Here is a 22,482-nt window from a genome sequence, read left to right as displayed (position 1 = left end):
ATCCGGGTCCGACCCCTCCCGCCTGCCGCGATCCCAAGTTACTCTCGAGTAATGAGCGTGGCGGATGTTTCCCAGGACCTGGCTTCGGAGCTGGTCGGCAGCGTCGTTCACGATTACGGCGACCAGGCCCTGTTGGTGCAGTGCGGCAGTACCGCTGAGGTATTGGCATGGGCGGATGCGTTGCGTGCCGCGGCGCTGCCCGGTGTGCTCGACGTCGTTCCCGCCGCCCGCACCGTACTGGTGAAGCTCAACGGCCCGCGTTACCAGGGAGTCGTCCGGCAGCGGCTCCGCACGATGCGAATCAACGCCGGGCCCGCCGCCCCGGCGGAGCGCCGCGCCGACTTCGTGATCGACGTCGTCTACGACGGCCCCGACCTCGCCGAGGTCGCCCACCACACCGGGCTGACCACGGCTCAGATCGTGCACGCTCACACGGCCACCCCGTGGCGCATCGGATTCAGTGGATTCGCACCGGGTTTCGCCTACCTCGTCGACGGCGATCCCCGCCTGCGGGTCCCCCGCCGCGCCGAGCCGCGGACCTCGGTTCCGGCCGGTTCGGTCGGGCTCGCGGGCGAATTCAGCGCCGTCTACCCGCGCCGATCCCCCGGCGGCTGGCAACTCATCGGCCACACCGACGCGGTGCTGTGGGACCTCGACCGAGACAATCCCGCATTGCTCGCCCAGGGCATGTGGGTTCAGTTCCGCCCCGCCTGACAAGGAGCAAGCCGTGACCACGCTGGAAATCCTGCGCACCGGGCCGCTCGCCGTCATCCAGGACCTCGGCCGGATCGGCCGGAGCGACCTCGGCGTGGGCCGGTCCGGGGCGGCCGATCGCCGGTCGCACAAGCTGGCCAACCGGCTGGTCGCAAACCCTGACGACCGCGCCACCGTGGAGGTGACGTTCGGCGGATTCTGCGCCCGGGTCCGCGGCGGCGACATCGACATCGCGGTAACGGGCGCCGACACCGACCCGGCCGTCAACGGAATCAAGTTCGGCACCAACAGCATTCAGCATGTCCGTGACGGCCAGCTGATCTCATTCGGCACTCCGCGCGCCGGGCTGCGGACCTATCTGGCGGTACGCGGTGGAATCTGCGTGGAACCGGTGCTCGGCTCGCGCAGCTACGACGTGATGTCCGCGATCGGGCCGGCGCCGCTGCGCGCCGGCGACCAGCTGCCGATCGGCGAGCACACTGCCGACTACCCCGAAATCGACCAGGCCCCGGTGGCGGCGATCACCGGCGACGCGATCGAGCTCTCGGTGGTGCCCGGACCCCGCGACGACTGGTTCGTCGATCCGGACCTGCTGGTGCATACCGAATGGGTGGCGTCGGATCGCAGTGACCGGGTGGGCATGCGACTGGTGGGCCGCCCGCTGCAGCACCGCTTCCCGGACCGGCAGCTGCCCAGCGAGGGGGCCACCCGCGGCGCAATTCAGGTGCCTCCCAACGGATTACCCGTGATCCTGGGACCCGATCATCCCGTCACCGGCGGATACCCCGTGGTCGGCGTAGTGATCGACGAGGACATGGACAAGGCCGCTCAGGTGCGGGCCGGCCAGCGGGTGCGGTTGCATTGGGCGCGGCCCCGGGCGGGCGTGGGCGCGGTGTCGGCATCGAGCGGCGCGGGCTGGCCGTTCTCGTAATGCGTACCGCCGGCCCGGGCTGGTAGACAGGGAGCGTGCATACCCAGGTCCACACCGCACGCCTGGTACACACCGCCGATCTCGACAGCACGACCCTGCAGCAGGTCCATGAGATGGTCGGCGAGGCCTTCGCGGGCGACTTCACCGAGGACGACTGGGAGCACGCGCTCGGCGGGATGCACGCGCTGGTCTGGCGGCACGGCGCGATCATCGCCCACGCCGCCGTCGTCCAGCGGCGGCTGTTCTACGCGGGCGCCGCGCTGCGCTGCGGCTACGTCGAAGGCGTCGCGGTGCGCGAGGATTGCCGCGGACGAGGGCTGGTTCACGCCCTGCTCGACGGCGTCGAGCAGGTGATGCGAGGCGCCTACGAACTCGGCGCGCTGAGTTCGTCTGCCCGTGCCCGCGGGCTCTACGCGCGGCGCGGCTGGCTGCCGTGGGACGGGCCGACGTCAGTGCTGACCCCACACGGGCCGATGCGCACACCCGAGGACGACGGAACGATTTTCGTGTTGCCGGTCCAGGTCGGCGTGGACACCTCCGCGGAGCTGATGTGCGATTGGCGGGCGGGTGACGCGTGGTGACGCGAAAACAGCTGTGCAGCAACCTTTTTCGCTGATCAATGAGTGCGCGGACGGAAAGCTGAACCGTCGCGCCGGTCTCGACAATGTGGCGCGCATCACGTGGTTCGGCCGCCCTCACAGGACCAGTCGCGATGTGGTGAGCTGAAATTCACGCCCGGGTCATTGCCGGCAGCGCCCGGGCAACAAAGGATTTCTAGCGTTATCGCCAAGAGCGATGACGATGGGAGTCGCATGGGAATCTCGCTGGGCCGCTCGCACGTCCTCTCGGACTGGGACCCCGAAGACACCGCGGCATGGGAGAACGGCAACGACAAGATCGCCCGCCGCAACCTGATCTGGTCCGTGGCCGCCGAGCACATCGGCTTCTCGATCTGGTCGATCTGGTCGGTAATGGTGCTGTTCATGCCCGCCTCGGTCTTCCACTTCTCGGCGGGCGACAAGTTCCTGCTCGGAGCCACCTCCACGCTGGTCGGGGCCTGCCTGCGGTTCCCCTACACGTTCGCCACCGCGAAATTCGGCGGTCGCAACTGGACGGTGTTCTCCGCCTTCGTGCTGCTGATTCCGACCGTGGGTACCATGCTGTTGCTGGCCCACCCCGGCCTGCCGCTGTGGCCTTATCTGATCTGCGCGGCGCTGGCGGGGCTGGGCGGCGGTAACTTCGCTTCCTCGATGACGAATATCAACGCCTTCTACCCGCAGCGACTGAAGGGGTGGGCGTTGGCGGTCAACGCGGGCGGCGGGAACCTCGGCGTGCCGGTGGTGCAACTGGTCGGCCTGCTCGTGATCGCAACGGCGGGTAATCGCCAGCCGTACTGGGTGTGCGCGATTTACCTTGTGCTGCTTGCTTTCGCGGGCATCGGCGCCGCGCTCTTCATGGACAATCTGGAGCACTACCGCATCGAGATGAACACTATCCGCGCGGTGCTGGCCGAGCCGCACACCTGGGTGATCTCCCTGCTCTATATCGGCACCTTCGGTTCGTTCATCGGCTTCTCGTTCGCGTTCGGCCAGGTGTTGCAGATGAACTTCGTCGCCAGCGGGCAGAATGCGGCACAGGCCTCGCTGCATGCCGCTCAGATCGCTTTCCTGGGGCCGTTACTAGGATCCATCTCGCGGGTGTACGGCGGCAAGCTCGCCGACCGCGTCGGCGGGGGCACAGTCACGCTGGCGGTCTTCGGTTCGATGATTCTCGCCGCCGGGATACTGGTCAGCGCGAGCACTTTCGGCAGCCACGGCGCAGGCCGCACGTCAGACGGGGTGATGGTCGGCTACGTCATCGGCTTTGTCGCACTGTTCATCTTGTCGGGCATCGGCAACGGCTCGGTCTACAAAATGATTCCGTCGATCTTCGAGTCGCGCAGCCACCAGCTGCAGGTCGGCGAGACCGAGCGCCGGCAGTGGTCGCGCTCGATGTCCGGGGCGCTCATCGGGTTTGCCGGTGCGGTCGGTGCACTCGGCGGTGTTGGCGTCAATCTCGCTCTGCGGCAGTCGTATCTACACAGCGGCTCGGCGACGGCGGCATTCTGGGCATTCACGGTCGTCTACGTGGCGGCCTCGGTGCTGACCTGGGCGATCTACGTGCGCAGGCCGCTACAGGTGGGCCCGCCGGCCGAGGCGGGCTCCCCGGCCGCGGCAACCCTGGCCCGCGTGTAGTCCCCGGCATCGATACCGAATCGGATTAGCACGAGATGTATTTCGCGCCACACCGAATTCCGCAGCGCCTTGAATGGCGTCGTCGATTTGCGCCGCCCCGGCGCCATATGGCGCCCCGATTCGCTTCTGACGTGCGGATTCGTCAGTAGTGTTGCCCATCATGGATTTACCAGATAACTGGGAAGCAACTTACAGGCGAAATGGGCCGAACTGAGTTGACTGCCTTCCGCTCGAAATGTGAGCATCAAAGTCACGGCAGGGCACGACTCTCAAATCGCGGCGCCCGCAAGGGCAATCGACAGCCGGGCAGCAGCACACTTCTCCACCTCAGGAGTGGGCTCGTTGCCGCCCGGCTCGACGAGGGGGGGTTCATGCACGCCAGGTTATCGACGGGGGTGTGCGTGATCGCATCGGGCGTCAATGTCTATTCTTCTGTTGCCCAACAGATTTCGTTACCCATAGGTGCTCCGGTGCGATTGCCGGCAGTTCGGCCACGAACGGTCCAGTTCGCATGAGTCGCAGCCATCACCTGACGGACTGGAATCCGGAAGACACGACCGCCTGGGCGGGCGGCAACAACAAAATCGCCCGTCGCAATCTGCTCTGCACGATGGCGGGCGACCATGTGGCGTTTTCGATCTGGAGCCTCTGGTCGGTGATGGCGCTGTTCATGCCGGCGTCCGTCTATGGCTTTTCGGCTGGCGACAAACTGCTGCTCGGTGCGGTGGCGACCTTGGTGGGACGCTGCGCCCGCATCCCCTACACCTTGGGCACCACCGCATTCGGCGGGCGTACCTGGACGACTTTCTCGGCGTTCGTGCTGCTGATCCCGACGGCGGGCACTATCGTGCTGCTCGACAACCCCGGGTCACCGCTGTGGCCGTATGTGGTGTGCGCGGCGCTGACCGGCCTGGGCGGTGGCAATTACGCGGCTTCCCTGGCCAACGTCAATGCCTTTTATCCACAACGGCTCAAGGGCACGGCGCTGGCCGTCTACGCGGGCGTCGGCAACCTCGGCGTCGCGGTCGTTCAGTTGGTCGGTCTGCTGGTGCTGGCCACCGCGGGGCACGAGGCGCCGTACTGGGTGTGCGCGATCTATCTGGTGTTGCTTAGCGCCGCCGGCATCGCCGCGGCGCTGTTCATGGACAACCTCGATCGCGGCGACGAACCGAACCAGATGCGGTCGATCCTGTTCGACCGCGACACCTGGCTGATATCGCTGCTCTACATCTGCACTTTCGGCAGCTGGATCGGGTTTTCCTTCACTTTCGGCCAAGTGCTGCAGGTCAACTTCCTGGCCAATGGCGAATCGGCCCGGCATGCGTCGCTGCACGCCGCCCAAATCGCCTTTGTGGGACCGCTGTTGGGCTCGCTGGCACGAATCTACGGCGGCCGGCTGGCCGACCGCCTCGGCGGCAGCCACGTCACCCTCTGGATCCTGGGCGGCATGACCCTGGCTGCCGGGCTGCTGGCCGCCATCAGCATGGCGAACGGTCCTGAGGCCGGCGCAACCACGACCGCGATGGTCGGTTGCGTGATCGGCTTCCTGATCCTGTTCGTCTTGTCCGGGATGGGCAACGGATCGGTGTTCAAGATGATCCCAACGGTATTCGAGGCGCGCAGTCGTTCACTGGAGCTCGGCGAGGCGCAGCGCCGCCAGTGGGCGCGCTCGAAATCGGGCTCCCTGATCGGCATCTGCTCGGCGGTCGGCGCGCTCGGCGGCGTCGCCATCAACCTGTCGCTGCGCGAGTCCTACCTGCGCAGCGGCACCGAAACATCGGCCTACTGGCTGTTCCTGGCCTCCTACGTCATCTCGGCCGTCCTCGCTTGGATGGTGTACGTTCGCCGCCCGGCCACGGCTCCGGTCGTGCCCGACGCGGCGCTCGAGCCCAGGCCCGCGCGGGCGCGATCGACAGCGCAACAGAGCAATGCTGCAGCAATCACTTGGTAATGCGACGGAAATGTCACAGGCATACACAAGGCATATGTCCCAGCCCGCCTCGACGCCGTTGACGGGCTACCGCATTGCGGTAACGTCGGCGCGGCGCTCCGAGGAGCTGTGCGCGTTGCTGAGCCGCAACGGCGCCGAGGTGTGCAGCGCCCCCGCCATCAACATGATCGCGCTGCCGGAGGACGACGAACTGCACGCCAGCACCCAGGCCCTGATCGCCGAACCGCCGGACATCCTGGTCGCCCACACCGGTATCGGCCTCCGCGGCTGGCTGGCCGCGGCCGAGGGCTGGGGGCTGTCCAGCCAGCTGGTCGCGGCGCTGTCCAAGGCCCGGGTCGTGGCCCGTGGGCCGAAGGCCACCGGCGCGCTGCGTGCCGCGGGCCTGCACGAGGAGTGGTCCCCGAAATCCGAATCCTCCCAGGAGCTTCTCGAATACCTGCTCAACACGGGAGTGTCCGGCGCACGCATCGCCGTCCAGCTGCACGGCGCCGCGGATGCCTGGGATCCCTTCCCGGAATTCGTCGGCGGCCTGCGCGCGGCCGGTGCCGAAGTCGTGCCCATCCGCGTCTATCGCTGGAAGTCAACGCCGTTGGGCGGCAACTTCGACCAGTTGGTCACCGGAATCGCGCGCCGGCAATTCGACGCGGTCAGCTTCACCTCCGCACCCGCGGCCGCCGCGGTCCTGGAGCGCAGCCGCGACCTGCAGATCGAGAACCAGGTACTCGAGGCACTGCGCACCGATGTGCATGCGATGTGCGTCGGACCGGTGACCTCCCAGCCGCTGATCCGCAAGGGCGTGCCGACGTCGTCGCCGGAGCGAATGCGCCTGGGCGCCTTGGCGCGTCACATCGCCGACGAGCTGCCGCCGCTGGTGTCACGCACCGTGCGGGCCGCCGGTCACATAGTAGAGATCCGGGGTACCTGCGTGTTGGTCGACGACTCGGTCAAATCGCTGTCCGGATCGGGGATGGCGATACTGCGCGCGCTGGCGCAGCGCCCCGGCGACGTCGTCTCGCGCGCTGACCTGCTGCGGGCGCTGCCCGGCAGCAGCAACGACACCCACGCCGTCGACACCGCCGTGCTGCGGCTGCGAACGGCGTTGGGCGACAAGAACATTGTCGCGACAGTGGTCAAGCGCGGCTACCGGCTGGCGATCGACGAACAGGACCGGACATGGTGAGCCTGATCTTGGCCGCGCACGGCACCCGCCGGCCGGGTGGCGTCGCGATGGTCGGAGACCTTGCCGCGCGGGTGAGCACGCTACTCGGCCGGACCGTGCAAGTTGCCTTTGTCGACGTCCTGGGCCCTACGCCCAGCGAAGTGCTTTCCGCCGCCGCCGGCCCGCGTGCCATCGTGGTGCCGGCGTTCCTGTCCCGCGGCTACCACGTCCGGACCGATCTGCCCGCCCACGTCGCGGCCAGCGGACACCACGATGTCGTCGTCACCCCGGCCCTGGGACCGGGCGGCCGCATCGCGCGGATCGTCGCCGATCAGCTGATCCAAATCGGTTGGCGTCCAGGGGATTCGGTGATTCTCGGCGCGGCGGGGACATCCGATGTCCGGGCAGGCGCGGACCTGCACACCACCGCCACGTTGTTGTCGGCGATGACCGGCTCGCGGGTGAACCTCGGCTTCGCCGCCACCGGCGAACCGCGCATCCGCGAGGCGGTGGTGCGGGCCAGCGCCGACGGTGCGCGCCGCGTGGTCGTGGCGTCCTACCTGTTGTCCGACGGCCTGTTCCAGGACAGGCTGCAGGCCGCCGGCGCCGACCTGGTCAGCCGGCCGCTGGGCACTCATCCGGGAATGGCGCGCTTGATCGCCGACCGGTTCCGCCGCGCAGTGCCTCCGGTGGTGAACGCCGGCGGCCGCCGCCCGGTCCGGCGCCACCGAGCGGGCACGCCGACAGGCCCGGCAATGCTTGATCTTTGATGGCCCAGGGGCGATCCTGACACCATGCCCCGTCGCGAGGAGCCGTCGCGCGGGCTCCTCGATCCCGTCGCGGAGGCGCTGCGGTTGCCTTTCGGCACAACGGAATTCATCGATCGCATCGTCACGGGCGGGGTCAATCAGGTGGGCCGTCAGACACTGAATCTGCTGATCAATACCTGGGACGCCGCGGGCGGCGGCCCGTTTGCGGCCAGTGCCATCGCGTCCACCGGCCTGGCCAAGACCGCCGAGATCGTGCAGAACATGTTCATCGGGCCGGTTTTCGGCCCGATGCTCAGAATGCTCGGCGCCGACAAGGCCGCCGTGCGGGCGTCCTTGTGCGCCTCGCAACTGGTCGGGTTGGGAATCATGCGCTACGGGGTACGCTCCGAGCCGCTGCACTCCCTGTCGGTCGACGCGCTCGTCGACGCCATCGGCCCGACGATGCAGCGCTACCTGGTCGGCGACATAGGCCGGTGAAGCCGGCTGGCCGGGCCGCGACTCAGGCGATCCGCTCTTGGAAGTCGCGACCGACCTGAACGAGGCCGTCGGCCGTCACCCGCACCGCATACACCGGCACCGACACCGCCGGGTCATCCAGGCAGGAACCGTCTTCGAGCGAAAACGCCTGCTTGAGAATGGGCGACTGCACCGTGACGCGGCCGGCCCGGTCGCCCACGATGCCGCGCGACATGACCGCCGCGCCGGAGAACGGGTCGACGTTGCCCACCGCGTACAGCGAGCCGTCGTCGAGCCGGAACAGGGCCGCCTGGGAGCCGTCGTCGAGCAGCACGCCCACACCACGGCCCGGAAGGAGGTGGTCGTAGGCGCAAGCGTTGGTCCACACACAGATGTCGTGGAGAAGTGTCATGGTTCCTCCCTCATCGTGAACGGACCTGGGGCATGCCAATGGGCACAGGCACTTTGCGCCCCGCACGCTCGGTGAAGGTCACTGTCGAATCGATCTCGTCGGGGGCGTTGACGAAGGAGACGAATCGCGACAGCTTGTCCGGGTCCTCCAGCACGCCCTTCCACTCGCACTTGTAGTTCGCGACGTGGCGCTCCATTGCGGCCTCGAATTCCGCAGCCAGACCCAACGAGTCCGCGCATACGACGTCGCGCACATGGTCGAGTCCGCCCTCGATCGATTCGACCCACGGCGCCGTGCGCTGCAGCCGGTCGGCTGTGCGGATGTAGTACATGAGGAACCGGTCGATATAGCGGACCAGGATCTCGGTGTCCAGGTCACCGGCCAGCAGCTGGGCATGCCGCGGAGTCATCCCGCCGTTGCCGGCTACGTAGAGATTCCAACCCTTTTCGGTGGCGATGATGCCGACGTCCTTGCCGCGGGCCTCGGCGCATTCCCGCGCACATCCCGAGACACCCAGCTTGATCTTGTGCGGCGCCCGCAGACCGCGGTAGCGCAGCTCCAGGTCGATGGCCAGCTGGACCGAATCCTGCTGCCCGTACCGGCACCAGTCGCTGCCCACACAGCTTTTCACCGTGCGCAGCGCCTTGCCGTAGGCGTGGCCCGACTCCATGCCGCCGTCCACCAGTCGCCGCCAGATCTCCGGAAGGCTGGTCCACCCGCGCCCCGAACATGTCGATCCGCTGGCCGCCGGTGATCTTCGTGTACAGCCCGAAGTCCTGGGCGATCTGGCCGATCAGGATCAGGTGCTCCGGCTTGATGTCGCCGCCGGGAACCCGCGGCACGATCGAGTAGCTGCCGTTCTTCTGGATGTTGGCCAGGAAGTGGTCGTTGGAGTCCTGCAGCGCGGCCTGCTCGCCGTCCAGGATGTGCTCGGATCCGGTGGAGGCCAAGATCGAGGCGACCACGGGTTTGCAGATGTCGCAACCCCTTCCGCGACCATAGCGCTGCAGCAAGCCCGAGAAGGTCCGGAGCTCGGTCGCCGAGATGATCTCGAACAGCTCGGCGCGTGATTGGCTGAAGTGCTCGCACAGCGCCTTGGACTGCTCGACACCCTCGGCTTCCAGCAACTGCTTGAGCAGCGGCACGCACGACCCGCATGAGGTACCGGCCGCCGTGCACGACTTGAGGGCCGGAACGTCGGCGCAGCCGTCAGCGATCGCGCACTTCAGATCGCCCTTGGTGACGTTGTTGCAGGAGCAGATCTGTGCCGAGTCCGGCAGCGCGCCCACCCCCAATGCCGAAGCGCCGCCACCGGATTGCGCCGGCGCGATAAGCGCCAGCGGATCGCCGGGCAGCTCGCTGCCGACCATCGGTCGCAGTACTCCGTAGGCGGAGGCGTCACCCACCAGCACTCCGCCGAGCAGGGTCTTGGCGTCGTCGGACAGCACGAGTTTGGCGTAGGTCCGATTCACCGCGTCGTTGATGGCGACCTCGAGGCAGTTCGCGGTCGCCCCCATCGCGTCACCGAAGCTGGCGACGTCGACGCCGAGCAGCTTGAGCTTGGTCGACATGTCGGCCTCGGGGAACTCGGCGCCACCGCCGAGCAGCCGGTCCACCACGACCTCCGCGGAGGTGTAGCCCGGCGCGACCAGGCCGTAGCAGCGACCGTCGATCGCGGCCACCTCGCCGACGGCGTAGATGTCGGGATCGCTTGTCTGGCAAGCCAAGTCGGTGAATACACCGCCACGCTCGGCGAGCTTCAAGCCGGCCGCCGCGGCCAGCTCGTCACGTGGCCGGATGCCGGCCGCGAAGATCACCACGCCGGCGTCGACGACCTCGCCGTCGGTCAGTCGCACCCGCATCGACGACGAACCGTCCGGCCGCCCGACGGCCTCGATCGACTCGGTGCCGGTACCGACGTGCACGGCGATGCCGAGGTCGGTGATCATCCGGGCCAGCAGTGCGCCGCCGCCCTCGTCGATCTGCTGGGCCATCAGCCGCGGCATCATCTCGACGACGTGGGTCTGCAAGCCGAACTGGCGCAACGCGTTGGCGGCCTCCAGCCCGAGCAGGCCACCCCCGATCACCACGCCGGCACTGTCGTGACCGGCGTGGTGGGCTTGCTCGGCGGCCGCGCGGATCGCGTCGAGGTCGTCCAGCGTGCGGTATACGTGGCAGCCGGGCAGGTCGTGTCCGGGCACCGGCGGGACGAAGGCGTGGGAACCGGTGGCCAGGACCAGGGTGTCGTAGTCGTGCCGCTGCCCGTCCGCGGTGAGTACCGACTTCGCCGCACGGTCGATTTCGGTGACCCGCGCGTTCAGCAGCAGCCGCACCCGTTCGTCACCGGCGTAGTCGTTCCCGGGCAGCGCCAGCAGCGCACGGTCCCAGCTTTCGGTATACGAGGTCAGGCCGACGCGGTCGTAGGCGGCATCTGACTCTTCGGCCAAAACCGTGATCTGCCAAGTCCCGTCGTCATCGCGGGCTCGCAGTGCCTCGACCAAACGGTGGCCCACCATGCCGTGCCCGACCACCACCATGTGACGGGCGGCACAGCCTGCGCTCGAATTCGGGGTGCGGGCCATACGTCGAGGATATGGGCCGCAAATTAAGCAACAATCGCGCAATGTATCGCTCGCATGACGTGGGTCTCACACCTCACAGTTTCCTGTGTGATGAGTGTTCACTCCGGGCGAACGGCCGAGTGGAACTTAAGCGTAGTTGACTCAAGTTATTGGATACAGCCGGCCGGCAAGGCGCCGGTCACAGCAACCTCACAATGAAGTTCAAGGAAGCAAAGAAGTTCAAGGAAGCAAAGAGGAGACGACATGAGCAACCTCGCACTGTGGTCGCGACCGGCCTGGGACACCGACCGGTGGCTGCGCGACTTCTTCGGACCGGCGGCCGCCGCCGACTGGGCCAAGCCGGTGACCAGTGGTTTCACCCCCGCGGCGGAGATCGTCACGGACGGCGATGACGCGGTGGTACGCCTGGAGCTGCCCGGCGTCGACGTCGAGAAGGACGTCAACGTCGAGGTGGACTCCCACAATGGGGTGAGCCGCCTGGTGATCCACGGCGAACACCGCGACGAGCACGCCGAGGAGCAGAACGGCCGCACGTTGCGCGAGATCCGGTATGGCTCGTTCCGCCGGTCGTTCCGGCTGCCCGCCCACGTCACGGGCGAGGCCGTCAAGGCCTCCTACGACGCCGGCGTGCTGACCGTGCGGGTCACCGGTGCCTTGAAAAAGCCCGCCGAAAGCCCGGCGCAGCGCATCGAGATCACCACGTAAGCCCAACGCGGCAGTCCGAACGTCGAGTTATTGGGACCGAATTCGACAGAATCGCCCGATAACTCGACGTCGGCGCATCAGGAGAAGGCCTGATCGGCCTCAATCCCTAAGACTCGCAACAGGTTTGCCATCTTGCGGTCTAGGCTCTGGCCCACCTTCGTGACCTTGGCGATGCCGAGGCTGCCGAAGGCGGCGCTGGGCTGGTCGATCGAGAAGATCGCGTTGCCGTCGGCATCAGCGTGGATGAGTACCCGTAACGGTGCGTAGAGCAACGCCTTTGGGTCGTGACGGAACATCGTCTCGGCGATCGTGTGGTTGCCGAGCAGGTACTCCACCGCCCTGGTGGTGTGGCCGGCGATGCCGAACAGTGGCAGCGCATCGATGGTCGCGTAGACCATCAGCTCGTGCGGCGCGTTGTCCGCCGCGGCCGCCAGGACCTCGTCCCAGCTGCCACCTCGCTCGGCGATCTCACGCACCGGCGTCGGATCGAAAGTTGGTGCGGCCGCTTCGAAGGCGGCCCGGAATTCGTCGAAGTCGACTCCGGTCGCGATGTCGATGCGGTTCATGACGTGCCGGACTACCTCGAAGTTTTTCACGGTAGTTGTCATGGTGTTCCTCACGATCCGTTCGTCTGGACTCTCTGGTTCGGTCACTGAACTCACCGCGGCCGAGTATACGGTTCGGTGAATGAACCGACAAGGGTAGGATTGCGGTATGGCCCTGCCCCGCGAGTATCCCGACGAGAACTGCCCGATCGCGCGGTCCCTGGAGATCGTCGGCGAGCGGTGGACGCTGCTGATCGTGCGCGACACGTTCTACGGGGCCCGCCGCTTCAGCGATTTCCACCATCACCTGGGCGTCCCCAAGGCGGTGCTGGCCGACCGCCTGGCGTTCCTGGTGGCCGAAGGCGTTCTGGCCAAAGAAGGCAGCGAGTATCGGCTCACCGCCAAGGGCCTACAGCTGTGGCCGCTGATCTGGTCGATGATCACGTGGGGCAAACAGCACCTGCTGAACCAGCCGACCCGGACGTATCGGCACGCGGGATGCGGCGGCTCGATCGACTCCAATCGCACCTGCCAGCGCTGCGCGCAGGTGCCCGAGGTCGGTGAGCTCGTCGTCCACCCGCCGCGACGCCCGCACGATCCGCGGCGCGACGATCCCGTCAGCCGCGCCCTGGCGCGACCGCATCGGATGCTGGAACAGATCTGACTCAGGCCCGGCGCGCCGGCAGCGCTGCGGCCCGGCCAGCGCTGAGTGATCTGCCGACGCCAGTCGGGTGCGGTGGATAGTATCGAAAGTCATACTGTGATCCGTAGCACCATCTGGCCGAGGAGATCCATTGTCCGCCACTACTGAAATCACCGAACTGCACGATCTCATCGGCGGTCTGCGGCGGTGCGTGAACTCCTTAAAGCAGCGCTACGGGGACAATCCGGCAATGCGCCGCATTGTCATTGATGCCGACCGGATCCTGAGCGACGTCGAATTACTCGACACCGATGTTTCGGAATTGGACTGGGCACGCGCTACCGTGCAGCAATCCGGCGAGAAGATCGCCATTCCCGACACCCAGTACGACAGCGATTTCTGGCGCGACGTCGACGACGAGGGTGTCGGGGGTCACAGCCGGTCCTGACAATCGAAGCCCCCCGCGAAATGGGGGGCCTTGTCTGTGTACCCTTCGACTCAACAGCCCGTTCGAAGAGGAACACAGTAGATGAGCGCACCTGCGGCGAACCGTCCTGCCTCCGGCGTCTTTTCACCGACGCGAGCCCAAATTTCCCAACGCACACTACGCACCGACCGGTGGTGGTTGTCGCCGCTGCGGGTCGACCTGGGTTTTGCCGCATTCGTCATTTATGCGACGGTGCGTGCGTTCCTGCAGAACAACTACTACGTCGCCCAGTACCACTATTTGACGCCGTTCTACTCGCCGTGCGTCAGCCAGGGGTGCGTCCCGGAGTCCAGCGATTTCTGGCCCCGGGTCCTGCCGGACGTCTGGTGGTTGCCGTACGCCGCGCTGACGCTGCCCTTCCTGTTGCTGTTCCGGCTGACCTGCTACTACTACCGCGGCGCCTACTACCGCACGGTGTGGCAGTCGCCCACGGCCTGCGCGGTCGCCGAGCCCCGCGTGCACTACACGGGCGAGACCAAGTTCCCGCTGATCGTGCAGAACACGCACCGGTATTTCTTTTATGTCGCCGGCATCATCTCGGTGATCAACAGCTACGACGCGATCGTCGCGTTCCACTCCGACTCCGGCCCCGGCGGTTTCGGCTTCGGCCTGGGCAACGTGATCCTGGTCGGCAACGTCATCATGTTGTGGGTCTACACGCTGTCCTGCCACTCGTGCCGGCACGTGACCGGCGGGCGCCTTAAACACTTCTCCAAAAACCCTGTGCGGTACTGGATCTGGACCCAAGTCAGTCGGCTCAACACTCGGCACAAGCTGTACGCATGGATCACACTGGGCACGCTGATGCTCACCGACTTCTACATCGCACTGGTGGCCAGTGGCACCATCTCAGACCTGAGATTTGTTGGCTGACAGGCTTTTTCACAGTAATCAGAGATAGCGAGCGAGGGTTTCATGGTTGAGGTCGAGCGGCATGCCTACGACGTAGTCGTCATCGGCGCCGGCGGCGCCGGATTGCGTGCGGTCATCGAAGCACGGGAACGAGGCCTCAAGGTCGCGGTGGTGTCCAAGTCGCTATTCGGCAAGGCGCACACGGTGATGGCCGAGGGCGGCTGCGCGGCGTCGATGGGCAACACGAACCCGAAGGACAACTGGAAGACCCACTTCGGCGACACGATGCGCGGTGGCAAGTTCCTGAACAACTGGCGGATGGCCGAGTTGCACGCCAAGGAAGCCCCGGAACGGGTCTGGGAGCTGGAGACCTACGGCGCGCTGTTCGACCGCCTCAAGGACGGAAAGATCAGCCAGCGCAACTTCGGCGGGCACACCTATCCGCGGCTGGCGCACGTGGGTGACCGCACCGGCCTGGAGCTGATCCGCACCATGCAGCAGAAGATCGTCTCGCTGCAGCAGGAGGATTTCGCCGAACTCGGCGACTACGAGGCACGCATCAAGGTGTTCGCAGAATGCGCGATCACCGAGCTGATCAAGGACGGCGACGTCATCGCCGGGGCCTTCGGCTATTGGCGACAGAGCGGCAAGTTCGTCCTGTTCGAGACGCCCGCGGTGGTGCTGGCCACCGGCGGCATCGGCAAGTCGTTCAAGGTCACGTCGAACTCGTGGGAGTACACCGGCGACGGCCACGCCCTGGCCCTGCGCGCCGGTGCGACGCTGATCAACATGGAGTTCATCCAGTTCCACCCGACCGGCATGGTGTGGCCGCCCAGCGTGAAAGGGATCCTGGTCACCGAGGGTGTGCGCGGCGACGGCGGAGTGCTGAAGAACTCCGACAACAAGCGTTTCATGTTCGACTACATCCCCCCGGTGTTCAAGGGCCAGTACGCGGAGAGCGAGCAAGAGGCCGACCAATGGCTCAAGGACAACGACTCGGCCCGCCGCACCCCGGACCTGCTGCCCCGCGATGAGGTCGCCCGCGCGATCAACTCCGAGGTCAAGGCCGGCCGCGGCACCCCGCACGGCGGCGTCTACCTGGACATCGCCTCGCGGCTGACGCCCGACGAGGTCAAGCGCCGGCTGCCGTCGATGTACCACCAGTTCATGGAGCTGGCCGGGGTCGACATCACCAAGGAACCGATGGAAGTCGGGCCCACCTGCCACTACGTGATGGGCGGTGTCGAGGTCGACCCCGACACCGGCGCGGCCACCGTCGCCGGCCTGTTCGCCGCGGGCGAGTGCTCCGGCGGCATGCACGGCTCCAACCGACTGGGCGGTAACTCGCTGAGCGACCTGCTGGTCTTCGGCCGGCGCGCCGGACTCGGCGCCGCCGATTACGCGCGCGCCCTGGCCAGCCGGCCCACCGTGAGCGACGAGGCCGTCGAGGCAGCGGCGCGGCGGGCGCTGGCGCCCTTCGACGGACCGGCCAACGGGGTCACCCCCGAGAACCCGTACACGCTGCAACTGGAGCTGCAGCAGTCGATGAACGACCTGGTCGGCATCATCCGCAAGTCCGAGGAGATCTCCGAGGCGTTGGAGCGGCTCGTCAAGCTGCGCGAACGGTTCAAGAACATCAAGGTCGAGGGCGATCGGCTGTACAACCCCGGCTGGAACCTGGCCATCGACCTGCGCAACATGCTGCTGGTGAGCGAATGCGTCGCGAAGGCCGCACTGGAGCGCACCGAGAGCCGCGGCGGACACACCCGCGACGACCACCCGGGCATGGACTCGTCGTGGCGCAAGGTGTTGCTGGTCTGCCGTGCCGGCGGCGGCGACGACGTCATTCCCGACGTCAGCATCACTCGCGAAGACCAGGTGCCGATGCGGGCCGATCTGCTGGAGCTCTTCGAGATCTCCGAGCTGGAGAAGTACTTCACCGACGACGAGCTGGCCGACCACTCAGGACGGAGAGGCTGATGGGCTACAACGCGACCCTGCGGGTCTGGCGCGGCGACGACGACAGCGGCGCGCTGCAAAACTTCACGGTCGAGGTCAACGAGGGTGAGGTGGTGCTCGACATCATCCACCGCCTGCAGCAGACCCAGACGCCTGACCTCGCCGTGCGATGGAACTGCAAGGCGGGCAAGTGCGGATCGTGCTCGGCCGAGATCAACGGCAAGCCCCGGTTGATGTGCATGACCCGGATGTCCTCGTTCGCCGAGGACGAGGTCGTGACCGTCACGCCGTTGCGGACCTTCCCGGTGATTCGCGACCTGGTCACCGACGTCTCGTTCAACTACGAGAAGGCCCGCGAGATCCCGTCCTTCGCGCCGCCCAAGGACCTGCAACCCGGCGAGTACCGGATGGCGCAGGTCGATGTGCAGCGTTCGCAGGAGTTCCGCAAGTGCATCGAATGCTTCCTGTGTCAGAACGTCTGCCACGTGGTCCGCGACCACGAGGAGAACAAGGAGGCGTTCGCCGGACCGCGCTTCCTGATGCGCATCGCCGAGCTGGAAATGCATCCGCTGGACACCCTCGACCGGCGCGACCAGGCGCAAGAGGAGCATGGCCTGGGCTACTGCAACATCACCAAGTGCTGCACCGAGGTCTGCCCGGAACACATCAAGATCACCGACAACGCGCTGATTCCGATGAAGGAGCGCGTCGCCGACCGCAAGTATGACCCCGTGGTGTGGCTGGGCAACAAGCTGTTTCGCCGCTGAGCGGACTCGCCATTGAGCAGACTCGCCGTTGAGTGGACTCAGTGCGGCGTCAGTCGCCGAAAAGCGCTGCGGTGGAAGACGATCGGCGCCACGTCGGCGTCGATCGTGAGTTCGTTGACGCGCAGCAAGACGATGGTGTGATCGCCGGCCGGGACCAGTTGCTCGATCGCGCTCTCCAGCCACAAGCCGGTGCCCTTGATGAAGACCGCACCGGATTCGTTGGACACCGTCTCCAAACCGGCGAAACGATCCCCGGTTTTCGCGGCCAGCGTGCGGGCGGCCTCGTCGTGGGCCTCCCCCAGCACGCTGATGCCCAGCATCGGCAGGTCCTTGAGCTTGGGCCAGGTGGTCGAGGTGTTCTGCACGCAGAAGGACACCAGCGGCGGGTCGAGCGAGACGGGGACGAAGGTGCTCGCCGCCAGGCCGACCCGGACCCCGGAGACCTCGGCGGCGATGGCGACCACGCCGGTCGGGAAGTGGCCGAAGGCCTCGCGCAGTGAGGTGGGCGTCAGCTTGTTGGTCGCGTTCACCACAGTTCAGTCGCCCCTCGAGCCGAAGACGGATTACTGCTGATTGACCCTACCTGCCGAGTACCCATGTGCGTCAGCCACATCCGGGTGCGCCCGCAATCTGCTCTTCCATGCATTACGCCCGTAAATCGAGAAGATCGGGTCCGCCGGATCCTCGGTGGGCGACCACCGGTTACCGGCCCGCGGCGCCAGCGCCAGCAGTTCCGGGGGCAGCGTCAGCACCGGGATCTGCGCGTCGAGCCGCGGATTGAAGAAGAACGGCACCGAGATTCGTTCGGCCGCCCGCCCGGCCAGGTTCACCCGGTGCTCGGTCGCACGCAGGTAGCCGCCGGTCGCGAGCTCGAGCAGCTCACCGATGTTGACGATGAATGCCCCTGGGAGCGGCGGCACCTCGATCCATCCGTCGGCCGCGCGCCGAACCTGTAGGCCGCGACTGCCCGGCTCGGCCAGCAGCAGCGTCAACACCCCGGAATCTCGATGCGCGCCCACACCCTGGGGGCTGGCCGCGCGGGCGGGGTATCGGATGATCTTGATCAAGGTGGCGGGGGCTCCGGCGAATGCCGCGTCGAAGACGTCGGGCGCGGCGCCGAGCGAGGCCGCCCAGTGGCGGAGCAGCGTTCGGGCCACCGCGGACAGCGCCGCATCCCATTCGGCGACGATCGCGGGCAGCTCGGGCAGGGCGGAGGGCCACTGGTTCGGCCCCTGCAGCCACAGGTAGTCGGGTGCGCCGGGCCCGCCGGCCGGCGGGCGCTCGGGCCCGATATCAATCTGCTCGCGCCAATCCACCTGCCCACGGGTCAACTCGCCGCCGAGCCGCGTGTAGCCCCGGAAGTGCGGGCTGCGCGCCATCGCGATCGCGTCCTTGTCGGCCTGGGGAAGCGAAAACAATTCGCGCGCCGCGGCGAGTAGCCGATCGACGAGCGTCGCGGGCACGTCATGGCCGGTCAGGTAGAAGAAACCCACCTCGTGAGCGGCCTCGCGCAGGGTCTGCCGTAGTTGGCCGGACGGGGCGCGCAGGTCCACGACGGGTAGGGCTGTGCCCGCCGCCACACTGGTCATCTCTCCATTATCGCCGCAGGTAGAGGGGCTGCAAATGGCGCAAAATCGGATAGGCCAACCGGTTGGTTAGTTAGGCGGTGCAATGTAGCTCACATTAACTTGCATCCGCGTCAGGGCCCGATTACTTTTAGCGGTGTTACTGGTGGGTAACTTAGCCCGAGTACCCAACCACACGTGGCATTCTCAACGAGGAGGAACACTAGAGTGAGCCACTACAAGAGCAACGTCCGCGACCAGGTATTCAACCTGTTTGAGGTGTTGGGCGTTGACAAGGCACTAGGCCAAGGCGTGTTCAGCGACCTCGACGTCGACACCGCCCGAGAAATGCTTACCGAGATGAGCCGGCTGGCCGAGGGACCGGTCGCCGAGTCCTTCGTCGAGGGTGACCGCAACCCGCCGGTGTTCAACCCCAAGACGCACTCGGTGACGCTGCCGGAATCCTTCAAGAAGTCCGTCCGCGCCGTGATCGACGCCGGCTGGGACAAGGCCGGCATCGACGAGGTGCTCGGCGGCATGCCGATGCCCAAGGCCCTGGTGTGGGCGCTGCACGAGCACCTGCTCGGCGCCAACCCGGCGGTGTGGATGTACTCCGGCGGCGCCGGATTCGCCAACATCATCTACCACCTCGGCACCGAGGAGCAAAAGAAGTGGGCCGTGCTGTGCGCTGAGCGCGGCTGGGGCGCGACCATGGTGCTGACCGAGCCGGATGCCGGCTCGGACGTGGGTGCCGGCCGCACCAAGGCGGTCCAGCAAGCCGACGGCTCCTGGCACATCGACGGCGTCAAACGGTTCATCACCTCCGCCGACTCCGACGACCTGTTCGAGAACATCGTCCACCTGGTGCTGGCCCGGCCCGAGGGCGCCGGCCCCGGCACCAAGGGCCTTTCGCTGTTCATCGTGCCCAAGTTCCTGTTCGACCCCGAGACGGGCGAACCCGGCGAGCGCAATGGCGTGTTCGTCACCAACGTCGAGCACAAGATGGGCCTGAAGGTCTCGGCGACCTGCGAGCTGTCCTTCGGTCAGCACGACGTGCCCGCCCAGGGCTGGCTGGTCGGCGAGGTGCACAACGGCATCGCCCAGATGTTCGAGGTCATCGAGATGGCCCGAATGATGGTGGGCACCAAAGCAATTGCCACGCTGTCCACCGGCTACCTGAACGCGCTGGAATACGCCAAGTCGCGGGTCCAGGGCGCCGACCTGACCCAGATGACCGACAAGACCGCGCCGCGGGTGACCATCACGCACCACCCCGACGTCCGCCGGTCGCTGATGACCCAGAAGGCATACGCCGAGGGCTTGCGCGCCCTGTACCTCTACACCGCGACGTTCCAGGACGCGGCCGTCGCCGAAGCGGTGCACGGCGTGGATGCGGATATGGCCGTCCGGATCAACGACCTGATGCTGCCCGTGGTCAAGGGCGCCGGCTCCGAGCAGGCCTACGCCAAGCTCACCGAGAGCCTGCAGACCTTCGGTGGTTCCGGCTTCCTGCAGGACTACCCGATCGAGCAGTACATCCGGGACGCCAAGATCGACTCGCTGTACGAGGGCACCACCGCCATCCAGGCGCAGGACTTCTTCTTCCGGAAGATCGTCCGCGACAAGGGTGCCGCGCTGGCCTTCGTGTCCGGGGAGATCCAGAAGTTCGTCGACAGCGAGTCCGGCAACGGCCGGCTCAAGAACGAGCGCGAGCACCTGGCCAAGGCGCTCGGCGACGTCCAGGCGATGGCGGCCACACTGACCGGCTACCTGATGTCCGCCCAGGAGGACGTATCCAGCCTGTACAAGGTCGGTCTGGGCTCGGTGCGCTTCCTGCTCAGCGTCGGCGACCTGCTGATCGGCTGGTTGCTGCAGCGTCAGGCGGCGGTGGCCGTCGAGGCGCTCGACGCCGCCGCCACCGGCTCCGAGCGGTCCTTCTACGAGGGCAAGATCGCGGTGGCGTCGTTCTTCGCGAAGAACTTCCTGCCGCTGTTGACCAGCACGCGCGAGATCATCGAGACGCTGGACAACGACATCATGGAGCTCGACGAAGCCGCCTTCTAGATCTCCAGACGCAAGAATCCCCCGCTTCCCCATTGAAGCGGGGGTTCTTGTGTTCATGGGCAGCGTGCAAAAAAGACCGCCGCTGGATCCCCTCACTCCAGCGGCGGCCCTTTTCGCACGCCGTGCCACTGGCCGGCGGTCGCCCTAGGAGATGCCCCGTGTCGCCGTCGGGGTCGGGGGTCTGACCACAACACGGGGCTATCCAGGGAGTGGATTACCCACGTAGTCCGGCGCCTAAGCCACTGTGACAATTTTCATTCCGCATCGTTATCCGGCGGGTATCAGGCCTCCAGGATTGCGGCCACACCCTGGCCCCCGGCGGCGCAAATGGAGATCAGCGCCCGGACGGGCCCGCCACCTGTGCCTTCGGCCTTCTTCTCGGCCAGCTGCTTGGCCGTCTGCGCCAGAATCCGCCCGCCGGTGGCCGCGAACGGGTGCCCGGCGGCCAGCGACGAGCCGTTGACGTTGAGTTTGGACCGGTCGATCGACCCCAGCGCGGCATCCAGACCCAGCCGCCCCTTGCAGTACTCCTCGGACTCCCAGGCGTGCAGGTGAGCCAGCACCACGGAGGCGAACGCCTCGTGGATCTCGTAGAAGTCGAAATCCTGCAGGCTCAGCCCGTTGCGGGCCAGTAGCCGGGGCACCGCGTAGGTCGGCGCCATCAGCAACCCGTCGCGGCCGTTGACGTAGTCGACCGCGGCGGTTTCGGCGTCCACCAGGTAGGCCAGCGGCGACAACGAATGCTCGGCGGCCCAGTCCTCGGAGGCCAGCAGCGCGACCGAAGCGCCGTCGGTCAGCGGGGTCGAGTTGCCGGCCGTCATCGTCGCGTCGCCGGCCTTCACGCCGAACACTGGCTTGAGCTTGGCCAGCTTCTCGGCGGACGAGTCCGGGCGCAGGTTGTCGTCGCGGTACAGCCCCAAGAAGGGGGTGACCAGGTCGTCGAAGAAGCCGCGATCGTAGGCGGCGGCCATGTTGCGGTGGCTGGCGGCGGCCAGCTCGTCCTGGTCGACGCGCTTGATCCCCAACTGCTTGGCGGTGATCGCCTGGTGTTCTCCCATCGACAGACCGGTGCGCGGCTCGCTATTGACCGGAATCTCGATGCCCAGGGCGGCGGGCAGCGTGCCGACCAGGCGCAGCCGCTGAACGTTGGACTTGGACCGGCGCAACTTCAGCAACTGGCGGCGCAGGTTGTCGCCCAGGCCGATCGGCGGGTCGGAGGTGGTGTCGACCCCGCCGGCGGCAGCCACGTCATAGCGGCCGGCGGCGATGCCGTCCGCGGCGGCGATGGCCGCCTGCAGGCCGGTGCCGCACGCCTGCTGGAGATCGAATGCCGGCGTGTAAGAGGACAACTCCGAGCCCAGCACGCACTCGCGGGTCAGGTTGAAGTCCCGGCTGTGCTTGATCACCGCGCCGCCGACAACGACGCCGAGGCGCTGGCCCGCCAGCCCGAACCGGTCCACCAGCCCGCCCAGGGCGGCGGTGAACATGTCCTGGTTGGATGCCTCCGCGTAGGCGCCGTCCGAGCGCGCGAACGGAATGCGGTTGCCGCCCAGCACGGCGACCCTTCTCCGGGCTGCCCGCGCCTGAGCAGCCTGGTTATTCGCTTCGGAACTCGCAGCAGCCATGTTTTCTCCGTGCCTCTTGCGCTTTGGCAGTTTGAGGATCGCCCGACGAGGCCATACTACT

The 22,482-nt window shown here is 66.9% G+C and carries 20 protein-coding genes and 1 pseudogene; 15 read left to right on the top strand and 6 right to left on the bottom strand.

Annotation, left to right across the window (positions count from 1 at the left end):
• Positions 1-51 precede the first annotated feature (51 nt).
• From MSG_RS02275 to MSG_RS02240, 8 genes are all read left to right on the top strand, one after another.
• Positions 52-714 (top strand): 5-oxoprolinase subunit B family protein, encoded by a 663-nt coding sequence (locus MSG_RS02275; protein ID WP_096436729.1) that lies wholly within the window; start codon positions 52-54, stop codon positions 712-714.
• A gap of 13 nt (positions 715-727) precedes the next feature.
• Positions 728-1,645 carry a 5-oxoprolinase/urea amidolyase family protein gene (locus MSG_RS02270; protein ID WP_096436727.1) on the top strand — a complete coding sequence of 306 codons (918 nt, stop codon included), beginning with the start codon at positions 728-730 and terminating at the stop codon, positions 1,643-1,645.
• 35 nt (positions 1,646-1,680) lie between these two features.
• Positions 1,681-2,226, top strand: coding sequence for a GNAT family N-acetyltransferase (locus MSG_RS02265; RefSeq protein WP_096436725.1), 546 nt, complete (start codon positions 1,681-1,683; stop codon positions 2,224-2,226).
• 243 nt (positions 2,227-2,469) lie between these two features.
• The gene (locus tag MSG_RS02260) at positions 2,470-3,879 is read left to right on the top strand and encodes a nitrate/nitrite transporter (protein WP_096443948.1); all 1,410 of its coding nucleotides are present in this window, start codon (positions 2,470-2,472) and stop codon (positions 3,877-3,879) included.
• 511 nt (positions 3,880-4,390) lie between these two features.
• Positions 4,391-5,830, top strand: coding sequence for a nitrate/nitrite transporter (locus MSG_RS02255; RefSeq protein ID WP_096436724.1), 1,440 nt, complete (start codon positions 4,391-4,393; stop codon positions 5,828-5,830).
• A gap of 34 nt (positions 5,831-5,864) precedes the next feature.
• Positions 5,865-7,010 (top strand): uroporphyrinogen-III synthase, encoded by a 1,146-nt coding sequence (locus MSG_RS02250; RefSeq protein ID WP_096436723.1) that lies wholly within the window; start codon positions 5,865-5,867, stop codon positions 7,008-7,010.
• On the top strand, positions 7,007-7,759 hold the full coding sequence (locus MSG_RS02245; RefSeq protein WP_096443946.1) for a sirohydrochlorin chelatase: 753 nt from the start codon (positions 7,007-7,009) through the stop codon (positions 7,757-7,759). Before MSG_RS02250 ends, MSG_RS02245 begins: the two co-directional genes overlap by 4 nt.
• Before the next feature lie 24 nt (positions 7,760-7,783).
• The gene (locus MSG_RS02240) at positions 7,784-8,236 is read left to right on the top strand and encodes a TetR/AcrR family transcriptional regulator (protein WP_096436721.1); all 453 of its coding nucleotides are present in this window, start codon (positions 7,784-7,786) and stop codon (positions 8,234-8,236) included.
• Positions 8,237-8,258: 22 nt separating this feature from the next.
• Here MSG_RS02240 and nirD read toward each other — a convergent pair whose 3' ends face one another.
• Together nirD and nirB are read right to left on the bottom strand one after the other, a co-directional pair.
• Entirely contained in the window at positions 8,259-8,627 is a 369-nt protein-coding gene (nirD, locus tag MSG_RS02235; protein WP_096436719.1) for a nitrite reductase small subunit NirD, read from the bottom strand.
• A 10-nt stretch (positions 8,628-8,637) separates the two neighbouring features.
• A pseudogene (gene nirB / locus MSG_RS02230) lies at positions 8,638-11,209 on the bottom strand (nitrite reductase large subunit NirB).
• 243 nt (positions 11,210-11,452) lie between these two features.
• Here nirB and MSG_RS02225 point away from each other — a divergent pair.
• Positions 11,453-11,914, top strand: a complete 462-nt coding sequence (locus tag MSG_RS02225) for an Hsp20/alpha crystallin family protein (RefSeq protein ID WP_096436717.1) — start codon at positions 11,453-11,455, stop codon at positions 11,912-11,914.
• Between the two features lie 77 nt (positions 11,915-11,991).
• Here MSG_RS02225 and MSG_RS02220 read toward each other — a convergent pair whose 3' ends face one another.
• Complete coding sequence (locus MSG_RS02220) at positions 11,992-12,522, bottom strand: DUF302 domain-containing protein (RefSeq protein ID WP_096436715.1); 531 nt, start codon at positions 12,520-12,522, stop codon at positions 11,992-11,994.
• A gap of 106 nt (positions 12,523-12,628) precedes the next feature.
• On the opposite strand from MSG_RS02220, the gene MSG_RS02215 reads away from it, so the two are divergent.
• From MSG_RS02215 to MSG_RS02195, 5 genes are all read left to right on the top strand, one after another.
• Positions 12,629-13,123 (top strand): winged helix-turn-helix transcriptional regulator, encoded by a 495-nt coding sequence (locus tag MSG_RS02215; protein WP_096436713.1) that lies wholly within the window; start codon positions 12,629-12,631, stop codon positions 13,121-13,123.
• A gap of 130 nt (positions 13,124-13,253) precedes the next feature.
• Complete coding sequence (locus MSG_RS02210; RefSeq protein ID WP_096436711.1) at positions 13,254-13,550, top strand: hypothetical protein; 297 nt, start codon at positions 13,254-13,256, stop codon at positions 13,548-13,550.
• Between the two features lie 81 nt (positions 13,551-13,631).
• Positions 13,632-14,462 carry a hypothetical protein gene (locus MSG_RS02205; protein WP_096436709.1) on the top strand — a complete coding sequence of 277 codons (831 nt, stop codon included), beginning with the start codon at positions 13,632-13,634 and terminating at the stop codon, positions 14,460-14,462.
• Between the two features lie 42 nt (positions 14,463-14,504).
• Positions 14,505-16,421, top strand: a complete 1,917-nt coding sequence (locus MSG_RS02200; RefSeq protein WP_096436707.1) for a fumarate reductase/succinate dehydrogenase flavoprotein subunit — start codon at positions 14,505-14,507, stop codon at positions 16,419-16,421.
• Positions 16,421-17,167 (top strand): succinate dehydrogenase/fumarate reductase iron-sulfur subunit, encoded by a 747-nt coding sequence (locus tag MSG_RS02195; protein WP_096436705.1) that lies wholly within the window; start codon positions 16,421-16,423, stop codon positions 17,165-17,167. The genes MSG_RS02200 and MSG_RS02195 overlap by 1 nt, the downstream gene beginning before the upstream one ends.
• A 38-nt stretch (positions 17,168-17,205) precedes the next feature.
• On the opposite strand, the gene MSG_RS02190 is transcribed toward MSG_RS02195, so the two are convergent.
• Entirely contained in the window at positions 17,206-17,697 is a 492-nt protein-coding gene (locus tag MSG_RS02190) for a flavin reductase family protein (protein ID WP_096436703.1), read from the bottom strand.
• A gap of 33 nt (positions 17,698-17,730) precedes the next feature.
• Complete coding sequence (locus MSG_RS02185) at positions 17,731-18,756, bottom strand: isopenicillin N synthase family dioxygenase (RefSeq protein WP_096436701.1); 1,026 nt, start codon at positions 18,754-18,756, stop codon at positions 17,731-17,733.
• A 204-nt stretch (positions 18,757-18,960) separates the two neighbouring features.
• Between MSG_RS02185 and MSG_RS02180 the strand changes: the two genes are divergently transcribed.
• Entirely contained in the window at positions 18,961-20,796 is a 1,836-nt protein-coding gene (locus tag MSG_RS02180) for an acyl-CoA dehydrogenase (protein WP_096436699.1), read from the top strand.
• 281 nt (positions 20,797-21,077) lie between these two features.
• Here MSG_RS02180 and MSG_RS02175 read toward each other — a convergent pair whose 3' ends face one another.
• Positions 21,078-22,421: an acetyl-CoA C-acetyltransferase gene (locus MSG_RS02175; RefSeq protein ID WP_096436698.1), complete on the bottom strand. Its 1,344-nt coding sequence runs from the start codon at positions 22,419-22,421 to the stop codon at positions 21,078-21,080.
• Positions 22,422-22,482: the final 61 nt, after the last annotated feature.

It is taken from the genome of Mycobacterium shigaense (genome assembly GCF_002356315.1).
Classification (GTDB): Bacteria; Actinomycetota; Actinomycetes; order Mycobacteriales; family Mycobacteriaceae; genus Mycobacterium; species Mycobacterium shigaense.
Note: the sequence above shows the minus strand (reverse complement) of the source record. Positions and strands in the feature narration are given on the sequence as shown.

Bases quoted from the DNA above. Each gene is read 5' to 3' on its own strand.
- MSG_RS02220 (WP_096436715.1), bottom strand. From the start codon at position 12,522: ATGACAACTACCGTGAAAAACTTCGAGGTAGTCCGGCACGTCATGAAC.
- MSG_RS02240 (WP_096436721.1), top strand. From the start codon at position 7,784: ATGCCCCGTCGCGAGGAGCCGTCGCGCGGGCTCCTCGATCCCGTCGCG.
- MSG_RS02175 (WP_096436698.1), bottom strand. From the start codon at position 22,421: ATGGCTGCTGCGAGTTCCGAAGCGAATAACCAGGCTGCTCAGGCGCGG.
- nirD (WP_096436719.1), bottom strand. From the start codon at position 8,627: ATGACACTTCTCCACGACATCTGTGTGTGGACCAACGCTTGCGCCTAC.
- MSG_RS02275 (WP_096436729.1), top strand. From the start codon at position 52: ATGAGCGTGGCGGATGTTTCCCAGGACCTGGCTTCGGAGCTGGTCGGC.
- MSG_RS02215 (WP_096436713.1), top strand. From the start codon at position 12,629: ATGGCCCTGCCCCGCGAGTATCCCGACGAGAACTGCCCGATCGCGCGG.
- MSG_RS02205 (WP_096436709.1), top strand. From the start codon at position 13,632: ATGAGCGCACCTGCGGCGAACCGTCCTGCCTCCGGCGTCTTTTCACCG.
- MSG_RS02195 (WP_096436705.1), top strand. From the start codon at position 16,421: ATGGGCTACAACGCGACCCTGCGGGTCTGGCGCGGCGACGACGACAGC.
- MSG_RS02255 (WP_096436724.1), top strand. From the start codon at position 4,391: ATGAGTCGCAGCCATCACCTGACGGACTGGAATCCGGAAGACACGACC.
- MSG_RS02200 (WP_096436707.1), top strand. From the start codon at position 14,505: ATGGTTGAGGTCGAGCGGCATGCCTACGACGTAGTCGTCATCGGCGCC.
- MSG_RS02225 (WP_096436717.1), top strand. From the start codon at position 11,453: ATGAGCAACCTCGCACTGTGGTCGCGACCGGCCTGGGACACCGACCGG.
- MSG_RS02250 (WP_096436723.1), top strand. From the start codon at position 5,865: ATGTCCCAGCCCGCCTCGACGCCGTTGACGGGCTACCGCATTGCGGTA.
- MSG_RS02185 (WP_096436701.1), bottom strand. From the start codon at position 18,756: ATGACCAGTGTGGCGGCGGGCACAGCCCTACCCGTCGTGGACCTGCGC.